General features: G+C 54.4%; 15 protein-coding genes and 1 tRNA gene. 12 read left to right on the top strand and 4 right to left on the bottom strand.

From position 1 onward, the window contains the following. Positions 1–14 precede the first annotated feature (14 nt). The 5 genes from BN3277_RS12680 to BN3277_RS12660 all read left to right on the top strand — a co-directional run bounded on the left by BN3277_RS12680 (position 15) and on the right by BN3277_RS12660 (position 5,138). A complete protein-coding gene (locus BN3277_RS12680; RefSeq protein WP_059043215.1) occupies positions 15–1,520 on the top strand; it encodes a sugar ABC transporter ATP-binding protein in 1,506 nt (501 codons plus the stop codon). A 23-nt stretch (positions 1,521–1,543) separates the two neighbouring features. Further along, entirely contained in the window at positions 1,544–2,554 is a 1,011-nt protein-coding gene (gene mglC, locus BN3277_RS12675) for a galactose/methyl galactoside ABC transporter permease MglC (RefSeq protein ID WP_059043213.1), read from the top strand. 136 nt (positions 2,555–2,690) lie between these two features. Next, positions 2,691–3,233, top strand: coding sequence for a CAP domain-containing protein (locus BN3277_RS12670; protein ID WP_059043212.1), 543 nt, complete (start codon positions 2,691–2,693; stop codon positions 3,231–3,233). Between the two features lie 693 nt (positions 3,234–3,926). Beyond that, the gene (locus BN3277_RS12665; RefSeq protein ID WP_059043210.1) at positions 3,927–4,598 is read left to right on the top strand and encodes a PspA/IM30 family protein; all 672 of its coding nucleotides are present in this window, start codon (positions 3,927–3,929) and stop codon (positions 4,596–4,598) included. A 33-nt stretch (positions 4,599–4,631) separates the two neighbouring features. After that, entirely contained in the window at positions 4,632–5,138 is a 507-nt protein-coding gene (locus BN3277_RS12660; RefSeq protein WP_059043208.1) for a DUF4178 domain-containing protein, read from the top strand. A 146-nt stretch (positions 5,139–5,284) separates the two neighbouring features. On the opposite strand, the gene BN3277_RS12655 is transcribed toward BN3277_RS12660, so the two are convergent. Continuing rightward, positions 5,285–5,357: transfer RNA gene (locus BN3277_RS12655), tRNA-Lys, on the bottom strand. A 180-nt stretch (positions 5,358–5,537) separates the two neighbouring features. On the opposite strand from BN3277_RS12655, the gene BN3277_RS12650 reads away from it, so the two are divergent. The 5 genes from BN3277_RS12650 (at position 5,538) to gyrA (ending at position 12,867) form a co-directional block, all read left to right on the top strand. After that, positions 5,538–6,341 carry a GDSL-type esterase/lipase family protein gene (locus BN3277_RS12650; RefSeq protein WP_059043206.1) on the top strand — a complete coding sequence of 268 codons (804 nt, stop codon included), beginning with the start codon at positions 5,538–5,540 and terminating at the stop codon, positions 6,339–6,341. A gap of 40 nt (positions 6,342–6,381) precedes the next feature. Further along, positions 6,382–7,368, top strand: a complete 987-nt coding sequence (locus tag BN3277_RS12645; RefSeq protein WP_187380073.1) for an ABC transporter ATP-binding protein — start codon at positions 6,382–6,384, stop codon at positions 7,366–7,368. Beyond that, complete coding sequence (locus tag BN3277_RS12640; protein ID WP_059044755.1) at positions 7,361–8,350, top strand: ABC transporter permease; 990 nt, start codon at positions 7,361–7,363, stop codon at positions 8,348–8,350. Before BN3277_RS12645 ends, BN3277_RS12640 begins: the two co-directional genes overlap by 8 nt. Before the next feature lie 70 nt (positions 8,351–8,420). Continuing rightward, a complete protein-coding gene (gene parE, locus BN3277_RS12635; protein WP_059043204.1) occupies positions 8,421–10,406 on the top strand; it encodes a DNA topoisomerase IV subunit B in 1,986 nt (661 codons plus the stop codon). Positions 10,407–10,419: 13 nt separating this feature from the next. Next, entirely contained in the window at positions 10,420–12,867 is a 2,448-nt protein-coding gene (gyrA, locus tag BN3277_RS12630; RefSeq protein WP_059043202.1) for a DNA gyrase subunit A, read from the top strand. 198 nt (positions 12,868–13,065) lie between these two features. On the opposite strand, the gene BN3277_RS12625 is transcribed toward gyrA, so the two are convergent. Continuing rightward, positions 13,066–13,941, bottom strand: coding sequence for a LysR family transcriptional regulator (locus tag BN3277_RS12625; RefSeq protein ID WP_059043200.1), 876 nt, complete (start codon positions 13,939–13,941; stop codon positions 13,066–13,068). Positions 13,942–14,095: 154 nt separating this feature from the next. On the opposite strand from BN3277_RS12625, the gene BN3277_RS12620 reads away from it, so the two are divergent. Further along, positions 14,096–15,163 carry a branched-chain amino acid aminotransferase gene (locus tag BN3277_RS12620; RefSeq protein WP_059043198.1) on the top strand — a complete coding sequence of 356 codons (1,068 nt, stop codon included), beginning with the start codon at positions 14,096–14,098 and terminating at the stop codon, positions 15,161–15,163. 120 nt (positions 15,164–15,283) lie between these two features. Further along, positions 15,284–15,694, top strand: coding sequence for a MarR family winged helix-turn-helix transcriptional regulator (locus tag BN3277_RS12615; protein WP_059043196.1), 411 nt, complete (start codon positions 15,284–15,286; stop codon positions 15,692–15,694). Positions 15,695–15,765: 71 nt separating this feature from the next. Here BN3277_RS12615 and BN3277_RS12610 read toward each other — a convergent pair whose 3' ends face one another. Both BN3277_RS12610 and BN3277_RS12605 read right to left on the bottom strand, forming a co-directional pair. Beyond that, the gene (locus BN3277_RS12610) at positions 15,766–16,536 is read right to left on the bottom strand and encodes an RluA family pseudouridine synthase (protein ID WP_059043194.1); all 771 of its coding nucleotides are present in this window, start codon (positions 16,534–16,536) and stop codon (positions 15,766–15,768) included. A gap of 3 nt (positions 16,537–16,539) precedes the next feature. Further along, positions 16,540–17,403, bottom strand: a complete 864-nt coding sequence (locus BN3277_RS12605) for a class I SAM-dependent methyltransferase (protein WP_059043192.1) — start codon at positions 17,401–17,403, stop codon at positions 16,540–16,542. Between the last annotated feature and the right edge of the window lie 125 nt (positions 17,404–17,528).

Raw genomic sequence — 17,528 nt, 5'->3', positions numbered from 1 at the left:
AGGGGGCGAAATCAATGTCTGAATTTATGCTCGAGATGAAGGGCATCACCAAGGAATTTCCCGGCGTAAAGGCGCTGGATGGCGTAACACTGCAGGTTAGACCCGGTACCGTTCATGCGCTGATGGGCGAAAACGGAGCCGGTAAATCAACATTGATGAAATGCCTGTTCGGGATTTACAAGCCGGACGGCGGCGAAATTTATCTGAATGGTCAGAAAGCGGAAATCAACAATTCCAGCGATGCACTGAAGCTTGGGGTTTCGATGATTCACCAGGAGCTGCATCCGGTGCCTTTCCGCAATGTCATGGAAAATATCTGGCTCGGACGTTTCCCGATGAAAGGTTGGGGGCCTCTCCAATTCGTTGACCATAAGAAGATGCACAAGGACACGGAAGAGCTGTTTAAAGAATTAGATATCGATTTAGACCCGGATACGATTGTTGGCAAGCTGTCCGTTTCGAAAATCCAGTCGATCGAGATTGCCAAGGCGGTATCGTTTAACTCGCAGATCATCGTCATGGACGAACCGACCTCCTCCTTGACCAGCGTTGAGGTAGAGCACCTGTTCCGGATCATCAATGATTTGAAGAAACGCGGCGTATCGATCATTTACATCTCGCACAAAATGGAAGAAATCCTGCGGATTTCCGACGATGTAACGATCATGCGTGACGGGAAGAAGATCGGCACCTGGCCGGCGGCGGAAATGACTACCGACCTCATTATCTCCAAAATGGTCGGACGTGATTTGACGCAGCGGTTCCCGGAGCGGCATAACGTGCCGAACGGCGTTATTTTGAAGGTGGATAAGCTGACGTCCATCAATCCGAACTCGTTTAAGGAAGTCTCTTTCGAGCTGCGTAAAGGGGAGATCCTTGGCGTGGGAGGTCTGGTTGGAGCTCAGCGTACCGAGCTGATCGAAGCGTTGTTTGGCCTTCGTGAAATCCAGTCGGGCACCATCTCGATTAACGGTAAAGAAGTGAAGATCCGCAGTGCCGGCGAAGCCAAAAAGCACGGATTGGCACTGCTGACGGAAGAACGCCGTACCACTGGTATTTTCCCGGTCCTGTCCGTGCACGAAAATGCGGCGATCGCCAATCTGGATCGTTATGTGACGCCTTACGGCCTGTTAAATGACCGGAAGAAAAAAGCCGAAGCCAATCAAATGGTCGAGAAGCTGCGCACGAAAACGCCGTCACCCAAAACGCTGATTATGAACCTTTCGGGCGGAAATCAACAAAAGGTGCTGCTAGCCCGCTGGCTGCTTACCGAACCGGAAATCTTGTTGCTGGACGAACCGACGCGTGGAATCGACGTCGGGGCAAAATACGAAATTTATTCCATTATTGCGGATTTGGCACAGCAAGGCAAAAGCATCATCATGATTTCATCCGAGATGCCTGAACTGCTTGGGATGTCCGACCGTGTCATGGTAATGTCCGAGGGCCGTCTTACGGGAATCGTGGATGGAGACAAGGCTACGGAAGAAGAAATTATGCGTCTGGCAGCCCAGCACTAAGGATTGCGAAGGAGGAGAAAATCATGAATACAAAGAAATTACAAGGTTTTGTGACTGAAAATGCCATTTATATCGTTTTGGCCGTGCTACTGATTGGCATCGCTGTTTATGAACCAAGCTTTATCGGACTAAATACGTTGCGTGATATTTTGATTCAATCGTCTACGCGGGTGATTATCGCCCTCGGGGTAGCGTTTATCCTGATCACGGGTGGTACGGACCTGTCCGCCGGCCGGATGGTGGGGTTAACGGCGGTCGTCTCCGCTTCGATGCTGCAAGAAGCCGACTATGCTCGCCGCTTCTTCCCGAATTTGCCGGAGCTTCCGCTGTTCGTACCGGTTCTTATCGCGATTGCAGTTGGTTTGGTCTTTGGTCTGATTAACGGGGTTATCGTATCCAAGTTTAAAGTTCCTCCGTTTATCGCTACACTAGGTACCATGGTTGCGATCTACGGGATCAACTCCCTGTACTTCGACACGGAGCCCAACCAATCCCAGCCGATCGGCGGATTGCGCGGTGATTTCACAACCTTAGGTTCCGGGGCCTTGTTCAAGAACTGGGAATTCTCGATTCCTTATATCGTGATCATCGCGATTGTGGTGTGTGCGATCGTATGGGTGATGTTCAACAAAACACGTCTGGGCAAAAACATGTACGCCATCGGCGGGAACCAGCAAGCTGCGAAAGTATCCGGGATTAACGTCTCCAAAAACCTGATCCTGATCTACTCCATCGCAGGCGCTTTGTATGGTTTGGCAGGTGTGTTGGAAGCCGCCAGAACCGGTGGCGCAACCAACAACTATGGTAACATGTACGAGCTTGACGCGATCGCAGCCTGCGTCGTGGGCGGCGTTTCTACAACAGGCGGTATCGGTACGGTTCCGGGGATCATGGCCGGCGTGCTGATCTTTACAGTTATCAACTACGGTTTGACCTTCGTGGGTGTCGGTCCATACTGGCAGCAAATCATCAAAGGCGCGATTATCGTCGCGGCCGTAGCGTTCGATATGCGCAAATACGCAAGCAAGAAGTAAGAATACGTCAGTGTTGAAGGAGCGGCTCTTGAGTCGCTCTTTTTCCATTTTTTAAGCAAGCAGACCTTCTCGAAATATGTTAAAATGTGACAAGAAACGGCAATCCGCGGAAAACGTCTAGAAGGAGCAAACCATCATGATGAAATGGAGCAAAAAAATCGGCACGGCTGGGCTGTTCGTTGCAGCTTTGGCTTTGGTATTGACGACGGGGCAAGAAGGCGGAATCGGCGCGAACACGGCGCAGGCGGCTGCAGCTGCGAAAGCCAGCAGTAAGTCAAAGGCGCTGGCGGCGGTCTACTTGCAGATTCAGACGCAAAACGCGTCCAAAGTTGTCGAGCTCGTGAATAAGGAGCGGAAGAACGCCGGGATGAAGCCGTTAATGGTGCATACCAATTTAACAAAAATGGCCAAAACCAAAGCGATCGACATGTTCAAAACCGGGTATTTTAGCCATACGTCGCCGAAATACGGCTCTCCATTTGATATGATGGATTCGTCTAATATCACGTACCTCTACGCGGGTGAGAATATCGGTAAAGGCCAGCGCTCCGCCGAGGAAGTGGTCAAGGATTGGATGGACAGCCCCGGGCACAAGGCGAATATCCTTAACCCCAAATACAAGCTGATCGGTGTCGGGTATTATAATGGGTATTGGGTGCAAGAGTTTATCGGGAAATGAGGCTCGCGATTCGGTCGCGAGCATTACAGAAGGAGCCTGGCGATTCGCCGGGCTCTTTGTTGTTGTTAGCGGAGTCAGCGGAAGCGAATAACGACCACGGGCCGCTCTTGTCCGCCGCTTGTCCAAGGATGAGATAGAAGGAAGACAAGCGGCTCCCCAATGCGGACGTAAACTCCCTTAGGTTCGTTATTCTTTTTCTTCAAGCAATAGGACATCGGAGATGTGGTGGAAGTAGATAAGAGCCCGGCGAGACAGCCGGGCTCTTTGTTGTTGTTAGCGGAGTCAGCGGAAGCGAAAGTGTGTTTGAGTAGGCGAACGGGCCAACGTAAGAGTGATTCAACGGGATAGAGGCGCGTAAAGAGACGTTTTAACGGACCTGAGAGACGCTATTTGGTTGTTGGAGCAAGGGCGGGAACTCTAACGGAACGAGGAGACCTTATTTGGGTGGGTTTGGCTTCACTTGCTCCATTTCGAGGTGAATAGCGGCTTCTGGGTCCGTTAGAACGGGAAATAGCCGGGAAATGTTCAAATAACGTCACTACGGTCCGTTAGGGTGTAGAGGAAGGTTCCATACGGGCAGAGTAACAAAGAATTATTCTATTATCCGAAATTCGTGATATTTTATTGAAACCTCCCGACCTCTACCGCGTAAACATAAGCATAATCTGATATTTCAATCGGGAGGAAAAACAAATGTCCATTTTTAAAAGACTACGCGATTTGACGATGTCCAATATCAACGCTTTGATCGACAAAGCGGAAGATCCCATTAAATTGACCGACCAATATATCCGGGATATGCAAGAGGATCTCGAAGACGCGGAGAAGGCGGTAGCCGCCCAAATCGCGATCGAGAAGAAGTTCAAAGGACTATACGAAGAGCAGGAGGCTTTGGTCGAGCGCCGCACGCAGCAGGCGCATCAAGCGGCCCAAGCGCAGAACATTGATCTGGCTCGCCGCGCGTTGGAGGAGAAGAAAGCAGCCGAAACGAAGATGGCGGAATACAAAGCCAGCTACGATCAGAACAAAGCCGCGGCCGACAATCTTCGGGCGAAGCTGGAGGAAATGCGCAAACAGCTAACGGAGATGAAAAACAAACGTGAAACGCTGGTGGCCCGTTACAACGCCGCTAAAGCGCAGAATGAAATCAACAAGACGATGTCCGGGTTTAACGCGGATTCCGCGTCAAGCGGCCTGAAGCGCATGGAAGAAAAGATGCTGCAGATGGAAGCCCAAGCGGAAGCCAGCAATGAACTGAACTCCAAGGAGAAATCCCTGGATGAGGAGTTCGCAAGCCTGAACAAAGACGCCGCCGTGGAAGCGGAATTGGCTGAACTGATGAAGCAATACGAGGATAAAAAATAAGCGAATCGACCTTAAAGTGAGGCTAGACCTAACATGAGCGTATGGAAAAGAATCGGCAACCTGTTCGCCAAATCGGAACCGCCGATCGCAGAGAAGAGCATGCTGGCTCTGGCTCCTGGTGACATCTGTGAGGTGTCCTTGGTCTCCTACGAGGTGACCGGCCGGGTCGGTAACCGGGGACGCAATGCGGTGGTCCTGACGCTTCAAGACGGCAGCCGCATCAGCTATCTGCTGGTTGAGGAACGCGAATTCCTGCAGTATCAGCTGTATCAGCCGATCGATGGACGCTTAGACGATCCGACCGAGGTACCGTCGCAAATGGAGCTGGACGGAACGATGTATTTTCTCGAGGAAGAGTATGGCGGTTATGTCTCCGTGGTTGGGAAGACGCCGTTCCTTCAAGGCGGGGAGCAGCATGTTTGGCAATACCAATCGGACGACGGCCAGCTGCTGCGCATCGAGTGGCAGAACGGGCGATTTATGTTGTACGAAGGCGTGAAGGTGATTCCGGCCGACGTGAAAGTCATTCGAGCCAATTAAGGCGGCAGCGTTAGGCGGGCTCATGCAAGAAAGCGCAATGAAGCGCGAGAACGAGGCGGTAACCTCGATTCCCGCGCTTTTTTTCGCCGGAAGTGAACAAAAAATAACATCCCCCAAACTGCCATTGCAGTGGAGGATGCTATAAATGGGTTATGCAGGGGTCGAACCTGCGACCTGCCGATTAAGAGTCGGCTGCTCTACCAGCTAAGCTAATAACCCGTAATGTGAAGTTTTTGTCGAGAACATGGATTATTATAACTCTGTAAGTTACAAAAAGCTAGTCCTTTTTTCGTGAAAATTTGCATCTCTTCACAAGAAGTTTTATGTTATTTACATAAGTTGGAGAGTTTATCAAGGTAAGCGCTATGAAGGGACTCAGACGGAACAGGGGGAAGTAGCATGAACAGGACGTCCCGAATCTGGAGATCGGCAGGGATCGCATCCGCCGTGTCGACCTTACTTCTGCTGGCAGGCTTCGTTTATGCGGTGTCCGATATTGCCCATCCCTCGGCTGAAGCCGGAGCAAAGGCGGTGGCCCCGTCAGGAATGGAACAGGCTGTGAAGGCCGGGGTTTGGGATGTGACGTCCATCGGGGATTCCCTGGCCAAAGGGACCGGGGATGATACGGGCAGCGGATTTGCCCGCCGGACGGTGGATTTATTAAATAAGGAAGGGGCTACCTCCAAGCTGGTCAATAACCTGGGGATCAACGGGTTAACCACGGAAGAGCTGTTGCCGATGCTGGAGGATCCCGGGGTAAAGTATGCTTTGCAGCACGCGGGGATCATCCTGTTATCCATTGGAGGCAACGACTTGTTTAACGGTACGGAAACGTTAACCACGGGTGAACAGGTCCCAACCCAAGCGGAAATCGATGCGGCGATCGATCAGAGTTCGGCGAAATTTGGGCAAGTGGTTGCGCAAATCAAAAAAATCAACGTGCAAGCCTTGCTCGTTTACGTTGGTTTATATAATCCGTTCAGCGACCTGGAAGGGATGCGAGACATCGGCAACGATGCGGTGGCGCGCTGGAACGCGATGGCGATGAAAACGCTCGGGGATTATGATGGTACCTTGGTGGTACCGACGTATGACTTGTTTACGAATAACTCGTCCCGGTATTTGTCGAGCGATCATTTTCACCCGAATGGTGACGGTTATCAGGCCATCGCTGAACGGATGGTTCAAGGCATCGCGCGCTGAGCCCGGTCGGTTGTGGAGTAGAAGGAAGGAGTGGACGGTGATGGCGGCACGGCAGCCAATTCATGACGAGCAGCACCATCCTGTGTTAAAGGTTCAAGGGCTGAAGAAGAAGATCGGCCGGAAATGGATCGTACACGAGGTGAATTTCGAGGTGTATGCCGGGGAGATTTTTGGGTTTCTTGGTCCCAACGGGGCCGGTAAAACGACAACGATCCGCATGCTCGTGGATTTAATTCGACCCACCGAAGGCCAAGTCCATATTTGCGGTTACGACGTGCTACGGGAACCGGAGCGGGCGCTGCGCTGCGTCGGATCGATCGTGGAGAATCCTGAAGTTTACGGCTATCTGACCGGACGGGAAAATCTCGAGCATTTCGCACGCATGATTCCGGGCATCGACGCGAGACGGATCGAGGAAGTAACACAATTGGTTGGGCTGACAGGCCGGATCGATGACAAGGTGAAAACCTATTCGCTGGGCATGCGGCAGCGGCTGGGCATCGCCCAGGCGTTGTTAGGACGGCCAAAGCTGCTGATTCTGGACGAACCAACGAACGGGCTGGATCCCAAGGGGATCAAAGAGATGCGCGGGTTTATCCGCCGGTTGGCGGAAGAAGGCATGGCCGTGTTCGTATCCAGCCACCTGCTTAGCGAAATTCAATTGCTGTGTGATCGGGTAGCGATTATCGGACGTGGGCGTGTGCTGGCCGTTGGCAAGGTGGATGAGCTGATTCAGGCGAATCGGAGTTATGTGGTATGGGAGCTGGAGCCTAGGGAACCCGGAGAGCGGCTGTTACGGTCAGCGGCTGGGGTCAGCGTGGTAAACGATGCCGGAAGCGTGCTGGACGATACGATTATGGCGGGAATCCGGGGCCAGGCGATTGTGACCCAAATGCAGCCGGAATTGATCCCCGGCCTCGTACAGGGGCTGGTGCAGGAGGGGGTCCGGGTTGAAGCCGTGCAGAAGGTCAATCCAACGCTGGAGCAGCTGTTCCTGGAGATGACGGAAGGTGAAAGCATTGAATAACATTCTTCCTTTAGTAAAAAATGAAACGATCAAGATGATCAAAAAGAAACGCTTTTACGTCATCTTGCTCGTGCTGCTCGTGCTGGTCCCGATGTTTGCCTACGCGCAGCTGCGGCAGGCCGAGGATAAACGGGAGAAATTCGGGACGGACTGGCGCCGGGAGGTGCAGCAAGCGATCACCGATAACCAGAATTCGCTGGGCAGCGACCGGGTGCCGGAGGAATGGAAGAAATACCGCCAAATTTATATTCAGCAGATGAAATATTATTTGGAGCATGACGTGAACCCCAGGGAACCGGGCGGCGTTTCGTTTACCCGAGAGTTCTTGGATAACGCGGCCACGTTGTTCATTCCGTTGTTAATTATGGGCGTGGGTTCGGATATCGTATCTTCGGAGCGGACGGGCGGAACGGTCAAAATGCTGCTGACTCGTCCGGTAAGGCGATGGAAAATTCTGTTGAGCAAGCTCGTGACTTTGCTGATGTTCGTGTCGTTAATCATTGTGTCGACTTGTTTGATCTGCTATCTTATTTCGGGGTTGTTTTTTGGTTACCGCGGATGGAATATGCCGGTTTTTACCGGATTTCAGCTAAGGGGAGTCGAGGTGGACCTCTCAGGCGTACACGCGGTGCCGCAATGGCAGTACATCTTTATGCAGGCTGGGCTGATCTGGTTCGTTAGCATCATCGTGGCTGCTCTGGCGTTTATGGTGTCCGTACTCGTGCGCAGCACGTCGGCAAGCATCGTGATTATGATGGCGACATTGATCGCGGGCAACATTTTGACCAATATGGCCTCCTCGTGGACGAGTGCCAAATACCTGTTTATGGTGAACCTCGGTTTAACCAATTATTTGGCGGGGACGCCGGCGCCGATCGAGGGTATGACGCTGGGATTTTCGCTGCTTGTATTAACAGTTTGGGGCATTGCCTCATTAGTCGTTTCATTCCTTGTCTTTACGAAACAAGATATTTTGAATTAAAATGGACGAAGGCACCAAAACATCTGTTCGACTACATACAGATACTATAAGACTTAAAGGGGGAGCATGAATGGCCGAACAAATCGATTTGTTCGAGGACGTACCCGGCACAAGTTCCGGAAGCGCGTCTTCGGGATACGACGCGGACGACATTCAAGTGCTCGAAGGGCTTGTCGCGGTACGCAAACGGCCAGGGATGTATATTGGCAGTACGAGCTCGTCGGGACTTCATCATCTGGTATGGGAGATCGTCGATAATGCCGTCGACGAGCATCTGGCAAAGTACTGCTCCAAAATCGACATCACGCTGAATAAGGACGGATCGGTCACCGTGATCGATAACGGTCGGGGAATTCCAACGGCCATGCACAAAACCGGTGTTCCGACGCCGCAGGTCGTTTATACGATTTTGCACGCCGGCGGTAAATTCGGCGGCGGGGGCTACAAGAAATCCGGCGGTCTACATGGGGTTGGGGCTTCGGTTACCAACGCTTTGTCCGAATGGCTGGAAGTGCACATATACCGGGAGGGGAAAATCCACCGGATGCGCTTCGAATATTGGGTTGACGATCAAGGTATCGAGCACGTTGGCGAACCGGTCACGGGGCTGGAGATTATCGGCAATACGAATAAGACCGGCACGAAGGTAACGTTTAAGCCGGATATTCGCGTGTTCACCGGCGGCATCGGATTAAACTATGATACGCTCGCGGAACGTTTACAGGAGATCGCTTTTCTGAATTCGGGCCTGAAGGTGACCTTGAAGGACGAGCGTTCCGACCGTTTCGACGAGTTTTTTTACGAGGGCGGAGCCAGTCAGTTCGTTCAGTTCCTCAATGACGGGAAGGACGTGCTGCATGACGTCGTCCATTTCTATGCGGAGCGGGAAGATATCGAGGTCGAGGTTGCACTGCAGTACAATGCCGGCTATACCGAGACATTGGTATCCTTTGTGAACTCCATCCCCACTCGGGGCGGGGGAACGCATGAAACCGGATTCAAAACGGCATATACCCGGGTGATGAACGAATATGCCCGGAAGAATGGCATACTCAAGGAGAAGGAAAAGAACCTCGAAGGCAACGATTTGCGCGAGGGGATGATGGCCGTTATCAGCGTGAAAATGTCCGAGGTGGAGTTCGTGGGTCAAACGAAGGACCAGCTCGGCAGCGCATCCGCGCGCAGCGCCGTGGAATCGGTTGTTGGCGAGAAGATGGCGGTGTTCCTGGAAGAGAACCCGCAGGTCGCGCAAACGCTGATCAAGAAGGCGGTACAAGCCTCTAAAGCGCGGGAGGCCGCCCGCAAAGCCCGCGATGAAATGCGTACGGGCAAGAAGCGGAGCGAAAGCTCGAACCTGGGCGGCAAGTTGACGCCGGCGCAATCCAAGGATTTTTCGCGCACGGAGCTGTTTATCGTGGAAGGCGATTCCGCCGGAGGTTCGGCGAAACAAGGTCGCGATTCAAAGATTCAGGCGATTTTGCCCCTGAAGGGCAAGCCGATGAATCCGGAGAAGGCCAAGCTTGCCGATATCCTCAAAAACGACGAATACCGAGCGATCATTTCGGCGATCGGCGCGGGCATTGGTCCGGAATTCGCCGTGGAGGACAGCAATTTTTCCAAAATCATCATCATGACCGACGCCGATACGGACGGGGCGCACATTCAGGTGCTGCTGCTGACGTTCTTTTACCGTTACATGAAGCCGCTGATCGATGCGGGACGCGTCTACATCGCCCAGCCACCTTTGTACAAAATCACCCGCCGTTCCGGCAAGCTGGAAACGGTGAGATATGCCTGGAGCGACGAGCAACTGCAGAACTACCTGAAGGAATTCGGCAAAAATTTCGAGCTGCAGCGCTACAAAGGTTTGGGGGAAATGAATCCCGAGCAGCTGTGGGAAACGACGATGAATCCGGAAACGCGGACCATGCTGCAGGTGCAGATCGAAGATGCCGCCAAAGCGGAGCGCCGCGTGTCTACGCTGATGGGGGACAAGGTCGATCCGCGCAAGCGCTGGATCGTGGAAAACGTGGATTTCACGGAGTTTGAGGAATAGAAGGTGAATTGATGTGAGCATGCTGGAAAACTTTTTGCCGGCGTTTCTCGAAGAGGTTGTAGGCGACCGCTTTGGCCGGTATTCCAAATACATTATTCAAGACCGGGCGATTCCCGATATTCGCGACGGGTTGAAGCCGGTACAGCGGCGGATTTTGTACGCGATGTACGATTCCGGCAATACGCCGGACAAGCCGTACCGCAAGTCGGCCAAGACTGTCGGGGACGTCATGGGGAATTATCATCCGCACGGGGACTCTTCGATTTACGAAGGTATGGTGCGGATGGCGCAACCGTGGAAAATGGGCCATACGCTAATCGATGGCCACGGCAACTGGGGCTCGCAGGACGATGACCCGGCTGCGGCGATGCGGTATACCGAGGCGCGCTTGTCGGCGATTGCCATGGAGCTGCTGCGCGACATCGAGAAACGCACCGTGCCGTTCAAGGACAACTTCGACAATACGGCGAAGGAGCCGGTGGTGCTGCCGGCGCGTTTTCCGAATCTGCTGGTCAACGGAGCCAGCGGGATCTCCGCCGGGTTTGCGACGGAAATTCCGCCGCATAACCTGCGCGAGGTGATCGACGCCTGTATCGCCTTGATGGAGAAGCCGGAAATGACGCTGGAGGAAATTCGCTTGTTCGTCAAAGGGCCGGATTTTCCGACGGGCGGCATCATCATGGGCGAAGAAGGCATTCAAGAAGCTTATCAGACCGGCAGAGGCCGGATTTATCTGCGCTCCAAAACGGAAATCGAAACGCTTCGCGGCGGGAAGCAGCAGATCGTCATCACCGAAATTCCTTATCAGGTGGTGAAATCCCGCCTCGTTACGGCGATGGAGAATATCCGCCTGGAGAAGAAGGTGGACGGCATCGCCGAGGTTCGCGACGAAAGCGGCCGGAACGGACTACGTATCGTTGTCGAGCTGAAGAAGGATGCGGACGCACAGGGGATTTTGGCGTATTTGCTGAAAAAAACCGACCTGCAGGTCACCTACAACTTCAACATGGTGGCGATCGTCAACAAAGCGCCGCGTCAACTCGGCCTCAAAGCGATGCTCGAAGCGTACATCGCCCACCAGCGCGAGGTGGTTACGTTTCGGACGCAATACGAGCTGGAGAAGCTGGAAGATCGGGCTCACGTCTTGGAGGGCTTGGTCAAGGCGCTTAACATCCTGGATGAGGTTATCGCGGCGATCAAAGCGTCCAAGAACCGCCAGGATGCGCAGAACAATCTGCAATGGATGTTTGGGTTCACCGAACGTCAGGCGGATGCGATTTTGACCTTGCAGCTGTATCGTTTGACGAACCTGGAAATCACGACGCTGCAAAAAGAGCTGGAGGACATCCAGAAGAAAATCACCGTACTGCGCGGCATCTTGGAAAGCGATAAGAAGCTGATCGCTTTGATCAAGAAAGAGCTGCTCGAGATTCGCGACAAATATGGGATCGACCGTCGTTCTCATATTCAGGACGAAGTCGAGGAGCTGAAGGTGAACCTGGAAGTGCTTGTTGCCCAGGAGGATGTGCTGGTCACAATCTCGCGCGAAGGGTATATCAAGCGCACCAGTATGCTGTCGTTCACGCGATCCGGCGGGGAGCGGGACGGCTCCGGGGTTAAGGAAGGCGACTACATCAAGCATCTGCTTGAGCTGGATACGCTGCAGAACCTGCTGATCTTTACACAGCGGGGCCAATACTTCCTCTTGCCGGTGCATCAGATTCCAGAGTTCAAATGGAAGGACAACGGGACGGCGATCGTTAACGTGATTCCGCTTGCCAAAGAGGACCGGATCATCAGCGTTATTCCGGTGAAAGGCTTCGACGAGAATCCGGAACTCAGCCTGGTGTTCGTCACGAAGAACGGTCAGGTGAAGCGGACGGAGTTGAAGGAATACGAGACGAAGCGCTCCGGCGCGATCGCAGCCTGCAAGGTTGGCGACGGCGATGAAGTGCTGAGCGTCACCGTCAGCCGGAACAATCAGGAGATCCTGCTGCTGACGAAGCAGGGGATGGCCATCCGGTTCGCGGAGAGCGAAGTGAACCCGATGGGCCGCGTATCCGCGGGGGTCCGCGGGATTAACCTGAAGGATGATGACGAGGTTGTCTCGGCGCTTTGGGTCGAAGGGGAGGAAGGCGAGGTTCTCGTCTTGTCGGACTTGGCTTACGGCAAGCGCAGCCTCTTGCTGGATTATCCGCTGCAAAGCCGGGGCGGCAAAGGGGTGCAGACGTTCGAATTCAAGGAGGGCAAACGCGTGAAGCCCAACGGCAGCCGCTTGATCGGAGGTATTCACTGCAAGGAGCCGGTGCTGCTGCAGGTGGTCACGAAGGAAGGCCAGATGCATACATTCAGCACGGAAGAAGCACCGATAGCCGATCGGAAGTCGATTGGGAAAGCGCTGATGCATCTCGAGAAGCACGACGAAATCACCGAGCTTCTGCTCAAAGGCAAATCAGAATAAGTAAGCAGTCCCGCGAAAGACGCGTAAGCGACTTGGCGGGACTTTTTTTTATGCGGGTTGGGAGCACCCAGCAATCATTGTCTATGCAGGTATTCTTTACGCTGGTGGAAACGACCGCGAAGCTGGTAGAGGTTTCGGAAAAGTATTGGCAATCCATCGGTCAAAATGGCGCCAGAGTGCGCATCAGCATTCTACCGCTTATTCCGTCAAATGGTGGATAAACGCCTGGAGCGTAGGGTCCATAAACGTACTGCTGCGGTAGACCAATCCGACGTTTTTGCGCGGAACGGGCTCCGCTAGCGGGACAATGGTAATTTCCCCGCGGCGGTTGGGGCCGGCCAGCGTGCGGGCATAGGAGCCGGGGAGCACGGTGCCTCCGACATGATGAAGGACCATCTGCACCTGCGATTCCATCGTGGACAGCTCCATGACCGGTCGGATCTCGATCCCCAGCTCGGCGCAAGCCATATCGAGCAGCTGCCGCACGTAAAACTTCGGCGGAAATAAGACGAGCGGCAGGCGGGCTAATTGTTCCAGCGGTACTTCGGGCAGTTCTGCGTAGGCGTGCAGGCTGGAGACGACCAGCACCAGCTCTTCGTCAAAGAGGGGGCGGCTGATGATTTGCTCGTCCTGAAGCGGCAGAAATACAACGCCAAGATCAAGCTGATTGGCCAGCAGCCCGGCTCGCGTCTCCTCGGTGGCTAACTCGAGCACCGTCAGCTCGATGCCGGGGTGCTGGCGATGGAACGAGATCAGCTTGCTTTCCAGCAGGTGGTTGCCGGAGCAGCCGATGCGGAGTTGGCCTCGCTGCACGCCGCTGAGCTGGCCGATTTCCAACTTCGCCTGTTGCACCTCATACACGACCCGGCGAGCATGCTCCAGCAGGATGGAGCCGGCTTGGGTCAGGTGATTTTTTTTGCCGACACGGTGGATCAGCGGAATCCCGAGCTCCTGCTCCAGCAAGCGAATTTGATGGCTGAGGGTAGGCTGGGTGATCCCCAGCCTTTCAGCGGCTTTGGTGAAATGCAGGTCCTCTCCAACGGCGATGAAATACTCCAGCAGTCGATGCTCCATCCCGGAACCCTCCTTTTTTTCATAGATATTGTCAATGATTATAATCGAAACGATGTTATTGATCAATGGACGAAGAATCGGTATAGTGAATAGCAGGGAAACAAACGATTCGTACGATTCGTAATTCGATAACTTGGAAAAGAGGAAATCAATCATGGAAAAATGGCCTATCACGTTAACCGCCGCTAAGAAAACGAAGCCGTCTACCGATCGGCTGGGCTTTGGTAAATATTTTACCGATCATATGCTGCTTATGGATTATACGGTTGATCAAGGCTGGCACGATCCACGTATCGTTCCGTACGGTCCGATCTCACTGGACCCGTCGGCGATGGTGTTTCATTACGGGCAAGAGGTGTTTGAAGGGATGAAGGCGTACCGGACACCGCAGGGCGAACTCGTGTTGTTCCGGCCTGACATGAATTTGCGCCGGTTGAACCAATCGTGCTCCCGCATCGGCATTCCTCAGATTGATCCGCAGGAAGTGCTGGAGGGCATCTGCCGACTGCTTGTGCTGGAAGAGGAGTGGATGCCGGAAGGCGAAGGCAATTCCATGTACATTCGCCCGTTCATCATCGCGACCGAGGCGGGGCTTGGGGTGCGGGCCGCGCAGGAGTATCGCTTGATCGTCATTTTGTCGCCGGTGGGTGCTTATTACCCGGAAGGGATTCATCCCGTACGCATCTACGTAGAGGACCGGTACGTCCGGGCGGTGCGCGGCGGAACCGGGGAAGCCAAAACCTCCGGCAACTATGCGGCAGGGATCAAGGCGCAGGAAGATGTCAAATCGCTGGGCTTTTCGCAGGTGTTGTGGCTTGATGGCATCGATAAACAGTATATCGAGGAAGTGGGCAGCATGAACGTATTCTTTAAAATCGACGGGGAAGTGGTGACGCCGGAGCTAAACGGCAGCATCCTGGCCGGCGTGACACGCGATTCGGTTCTTCGCTTACTCCGCGAATGGGGCGTACCTGTGAACGAGCGGCGGATTTCGGTAGCGGAGCTCTTCGAGGCACACCAGGAAGGCCGGCTCGAGGAAGCGTTTGGTACCGGTACCGCAGCGGTTATCTCCCCGATCGGCAGCATGACCTGGGAAGGGCGCGACATCGAGATTGCCGGAGGCGAAACCGGAGAATTGTCGGCCAAATTGTACGACACCTTGACGGGGATCCAACGCGGGGAACACAAAGATTCGTTTGGCTGGCGGTATCCCGTACGTTAATGAGACCGCAGTCTTGCCCTATCGGCCTTGAGCCTCTGGATATTTGCGCAAAGCCAGCAGGAATTTGCCCAGGAAGCAGCGAATTATCCAAGTGGTGATGTAAGGCAAGGAGGGATAAGATTGCATACCGCTGAATTTGCCAGATTGCTTGATCTCATCGTGAAGGATTATCAGGCCCACATGGAGGAGGAGCTGGCTCCAACGCTGACGACGTCGCAATTGACCGTTCTGGAGCTGCTGGAGCAGCAGGGCAATCTGAAGCCGTCCGATTTGATTCCGTTTCTCTCCACAACGCCGGCCGCAGTGACGATGCTGCTGGACCGGATGGAGCGGGGCGAGTTGATCCGCCGCGACCGGGACGAGAACGACCGCCGCAATGTATGGGTGTCGATTACAGATAAAGGACAAACCGAAGTCCAGCGGGGCATCGCTGTCCGGAACGCTTATTTAAACGGCGTCCTGGATCGCATCTCCACCCATAATCAACAACTGCTGGTATTTCTGCTGGGCAAAATTTCCGGAACGAAATAAGGAACGGGTGCAACAAAAAAGGCGGGACGCTAGCGAACTGATCATCGATCAGCTCCAGCGTCCCGCTTCTTTTACATGCCCATTCCGTTCTCCCCGGCCTGCAGCAGGGCGGAGAGGCGACTAAATAATCCGTCCTCCCACAGATCCCAGGGATACGAGCGCGGCGGGAGGGAAACCAGGTCAACCGGCTCCTTGGTGACCGGGTGCGGAAATCCGACATACAGCGACCAGAGCGCGATTTGCTGGCCCGGCTTATTTAACGAAGCGCCGTATTTCTGATCGCCGTACAGAGGACAGCCGAGTTGGCTCAGCTGCACGCGTATCTGGTGCGGCCGGCCGGTGTGCAGCTCCACCTGAACGAGGCTAAGCTGTTCCGATGCCGAGCTGCCGAGCACTCGATACTCAAGCCGAGCCTCTTTCCCGCCCGGCGTCCCGGCGGGAACAACGGATACGGTATTGGTGCGTTCGTCCTTGAGCAGCGTATCGGTTAAGCGGCCTTGTTGCTGCGGCGGCGTCCCGTGCACGACGGCGACATAGGTTTTGCTGAACCGGCGGCTGCGGACCATCTCCGCCAATCGCGAGGCGGCTTTGGACGTCTTGGCAAATATCATCGCGCCGCCGACGGGACGGTCCAGCCGGTGGACCAGCCCGAGATACACGTTGCCGGGCTTGCCGTACCGCTCTTTGATATCCGACTTCAGCAGATTTAACAGATCGGGGTCGCCGCTGGCATCCTCTTGAGTCGGGACGTTCACCGGCTTCTCGATGCCGAGCAGGTGGTTGTCCTCGTAAAGGATCGCCATCGCCGGCTGTCCCGAGGTCCGCTTGGCTTCGGAATCCATCGCTTACTCCTCCCAGCGTCCGAGAATGCCGCAAGGGAGATGAAGCCCCGAGCGGGTGATCGGCAATCCCAGTTCACCGGCCGAGATCCGTCCGCCGTACCGCTGCTTCACCGTCATCGACAGCATGTTGTTTAGGACGGTCGGGGAAATACCGGTCGTATAGGAGTTGATCAGGAAAAAGAGCGGCTTGTCCGACAAAATCGACAAACAGGATTCCACAAACGGATAGAGGCTGGTCTCCAGCTTCCACATCTCGCCGCCCGGACCACGTCCGTAAGACGGCGGGTCCATGATGATCGCGTCATAACGATTGCCGCGCCGTTGCTCGCGCTGCACGAACTTGAACACGTCGTCCGTAATAAAACGCACGGGGCGGTCAGCCAACCCGGAGAGTGTCAAGTTCTCCTTGGCCCATTGCACCATCCCCTTGGCGGCGTCGACATGCACGACCGAAGCACCGGCCGAAGCCGCGGCCACGGTGGCGCCGCCGGTATAAGCGAACAGGTTCAGCACCTGGATCGGTCGACCGGCACCGGCGATTTTGTCCATCATCCAGCGCCAGTTCGCCGCTTGCTCCGGAAACAATCCGGTATGCTTAAAATTGGTCGGACGAATATAAAATTTCAGCCGGTCGTAGGAAATCGTCCAGCGATCGGGCAGTTGCTTCTTCATTTCCCACTGTCCGCCGCCGGAGGAGCTGCGGTGGTAATGACCGTGGACTTCGCGCCACTTGCGGTCCTCATCGGCAATCGGCCAGATGATCTGCGGATCGGGACGACGCAAAACAACGTCTCCCCAGCGCTCCAGTTTTTCCCCGTTTCCGGTATCCATGACTTCATAATCCTGCCAATCGTTTGCTACATACATGCGTTGATCCTTCCTTCCGCCGCCTCATGCGGCCTGCCCTTCCGGGCATGTCCATAAGTTCTATTGATTCGGTAGTTATTGTACCTTATTTTTCTATTGGCATGCCACCTTCCCGGTGAAAACTT

It is taken from the genome of Paenibacillus rubinfantis (genome assembly GCF_001486505.1).
Classification (GTDB): domain Bacteria; phylum Bacillota; class Bacilli; order Paenibacillales; family Paenibacillaceae; genus Fontibacillus; species Fontibacillus rubinfantis.
The sequence above is the reverse complement of the archived record's forward strand: the minus strand, read 5'-3'. Positions and strand labels throughout refer to the sequence as shown.

What these genes read in the sequence shown, in the direction of transcription:
- BN3277_RS12680 (WP_059043215.1), top strand. Translation starts at nt 15, where the DNA reads ATGTCTGAATTTATGCTCGAGATGAAGGGCATCACCAAGGAATTTCCC.
- mglC (WP_059043213.1), top strand. Translation starts at nt 1,544, where the DNA reads ATGAATACAAAGAAATTACAAGGTTTTGTGACTGAAAATGCCATTTAT.
- BN3277_RS12670 (WP_059043212.1), top strand. Translation starts at nt 2,691, where the DNA reads ATGATGAAATGGAGCAAAAAAATCGGCACGGCTGGGCTGTTCGTTGCA.
- BN3277_RS12665 (WP_059043210.1), top strand. Translation starts at nt 3,927, where the DNA reads ATGTCCATTTTTAAAAGACTACGCGATTTGACGATGTCCAATATCAAC.
- BN3277_RS12660 (WP_059043208.1), top strand. Translation starts at nt 4,632, where the DNA reads ATGAGCGTATGGAAAAGAATCGGCAACCTGTTCGCCAAATCGGAACCG.
- BN3277_RS12650 (WP_059043206.1), top strand. Translation starts at nt 5,538, where the DNA reads ATGAACAGGACGTCCCGAATCTGGAGATCGGCAGGGATCGCATCCGCC.
- BN3277_RS12645 (WP_187380073.1), top strand. Translation starts at nt 6,382, where the DNA reads ATGGCGGCACGGCAGCCAATTCATGACGAGCAGCACCATCCTGTGTTA.
- parE (WP_059043204.1), top strand. Translation starts at nt 8,421, where the DNA reads ATGGCCGAACAAATCGATTTGTTCGAGGACGTACCCGGCACAAGTTCC.
- BN3277_RS12625 (WP_059043200.1), bottom strand. Translation starts at nt 13,941, where the DNA reads ATGGAGCATCGACTGCTGGAGTATTTCATCGCCGTTGGAGAGGACCTG.
- BN3277_RS12620 (WP_059043198.1), top strand. Translation starts at nt 14,096, where the DNA reads ATGGAAAAATGGCCTATCACGTTAACCGCCGCTAAGAAAACGAAGCCG.
- BN3277_RS12610 (WP_059043194.1), bottom strand. Translation starts at nt 16,536, where the DNA reads ATGGATTCCGAAGCCAAGCGGACCTCGGGACAGCCGGCGATGGCGATC.
- BN3277_RS12605 (WP_059043192.1), bottom strand. Translation starts at nt 17,403, where the DNA reads ATGTATGTAGCAAACGATTGGCAGGATTATGAAGTCATGGATACCGGA.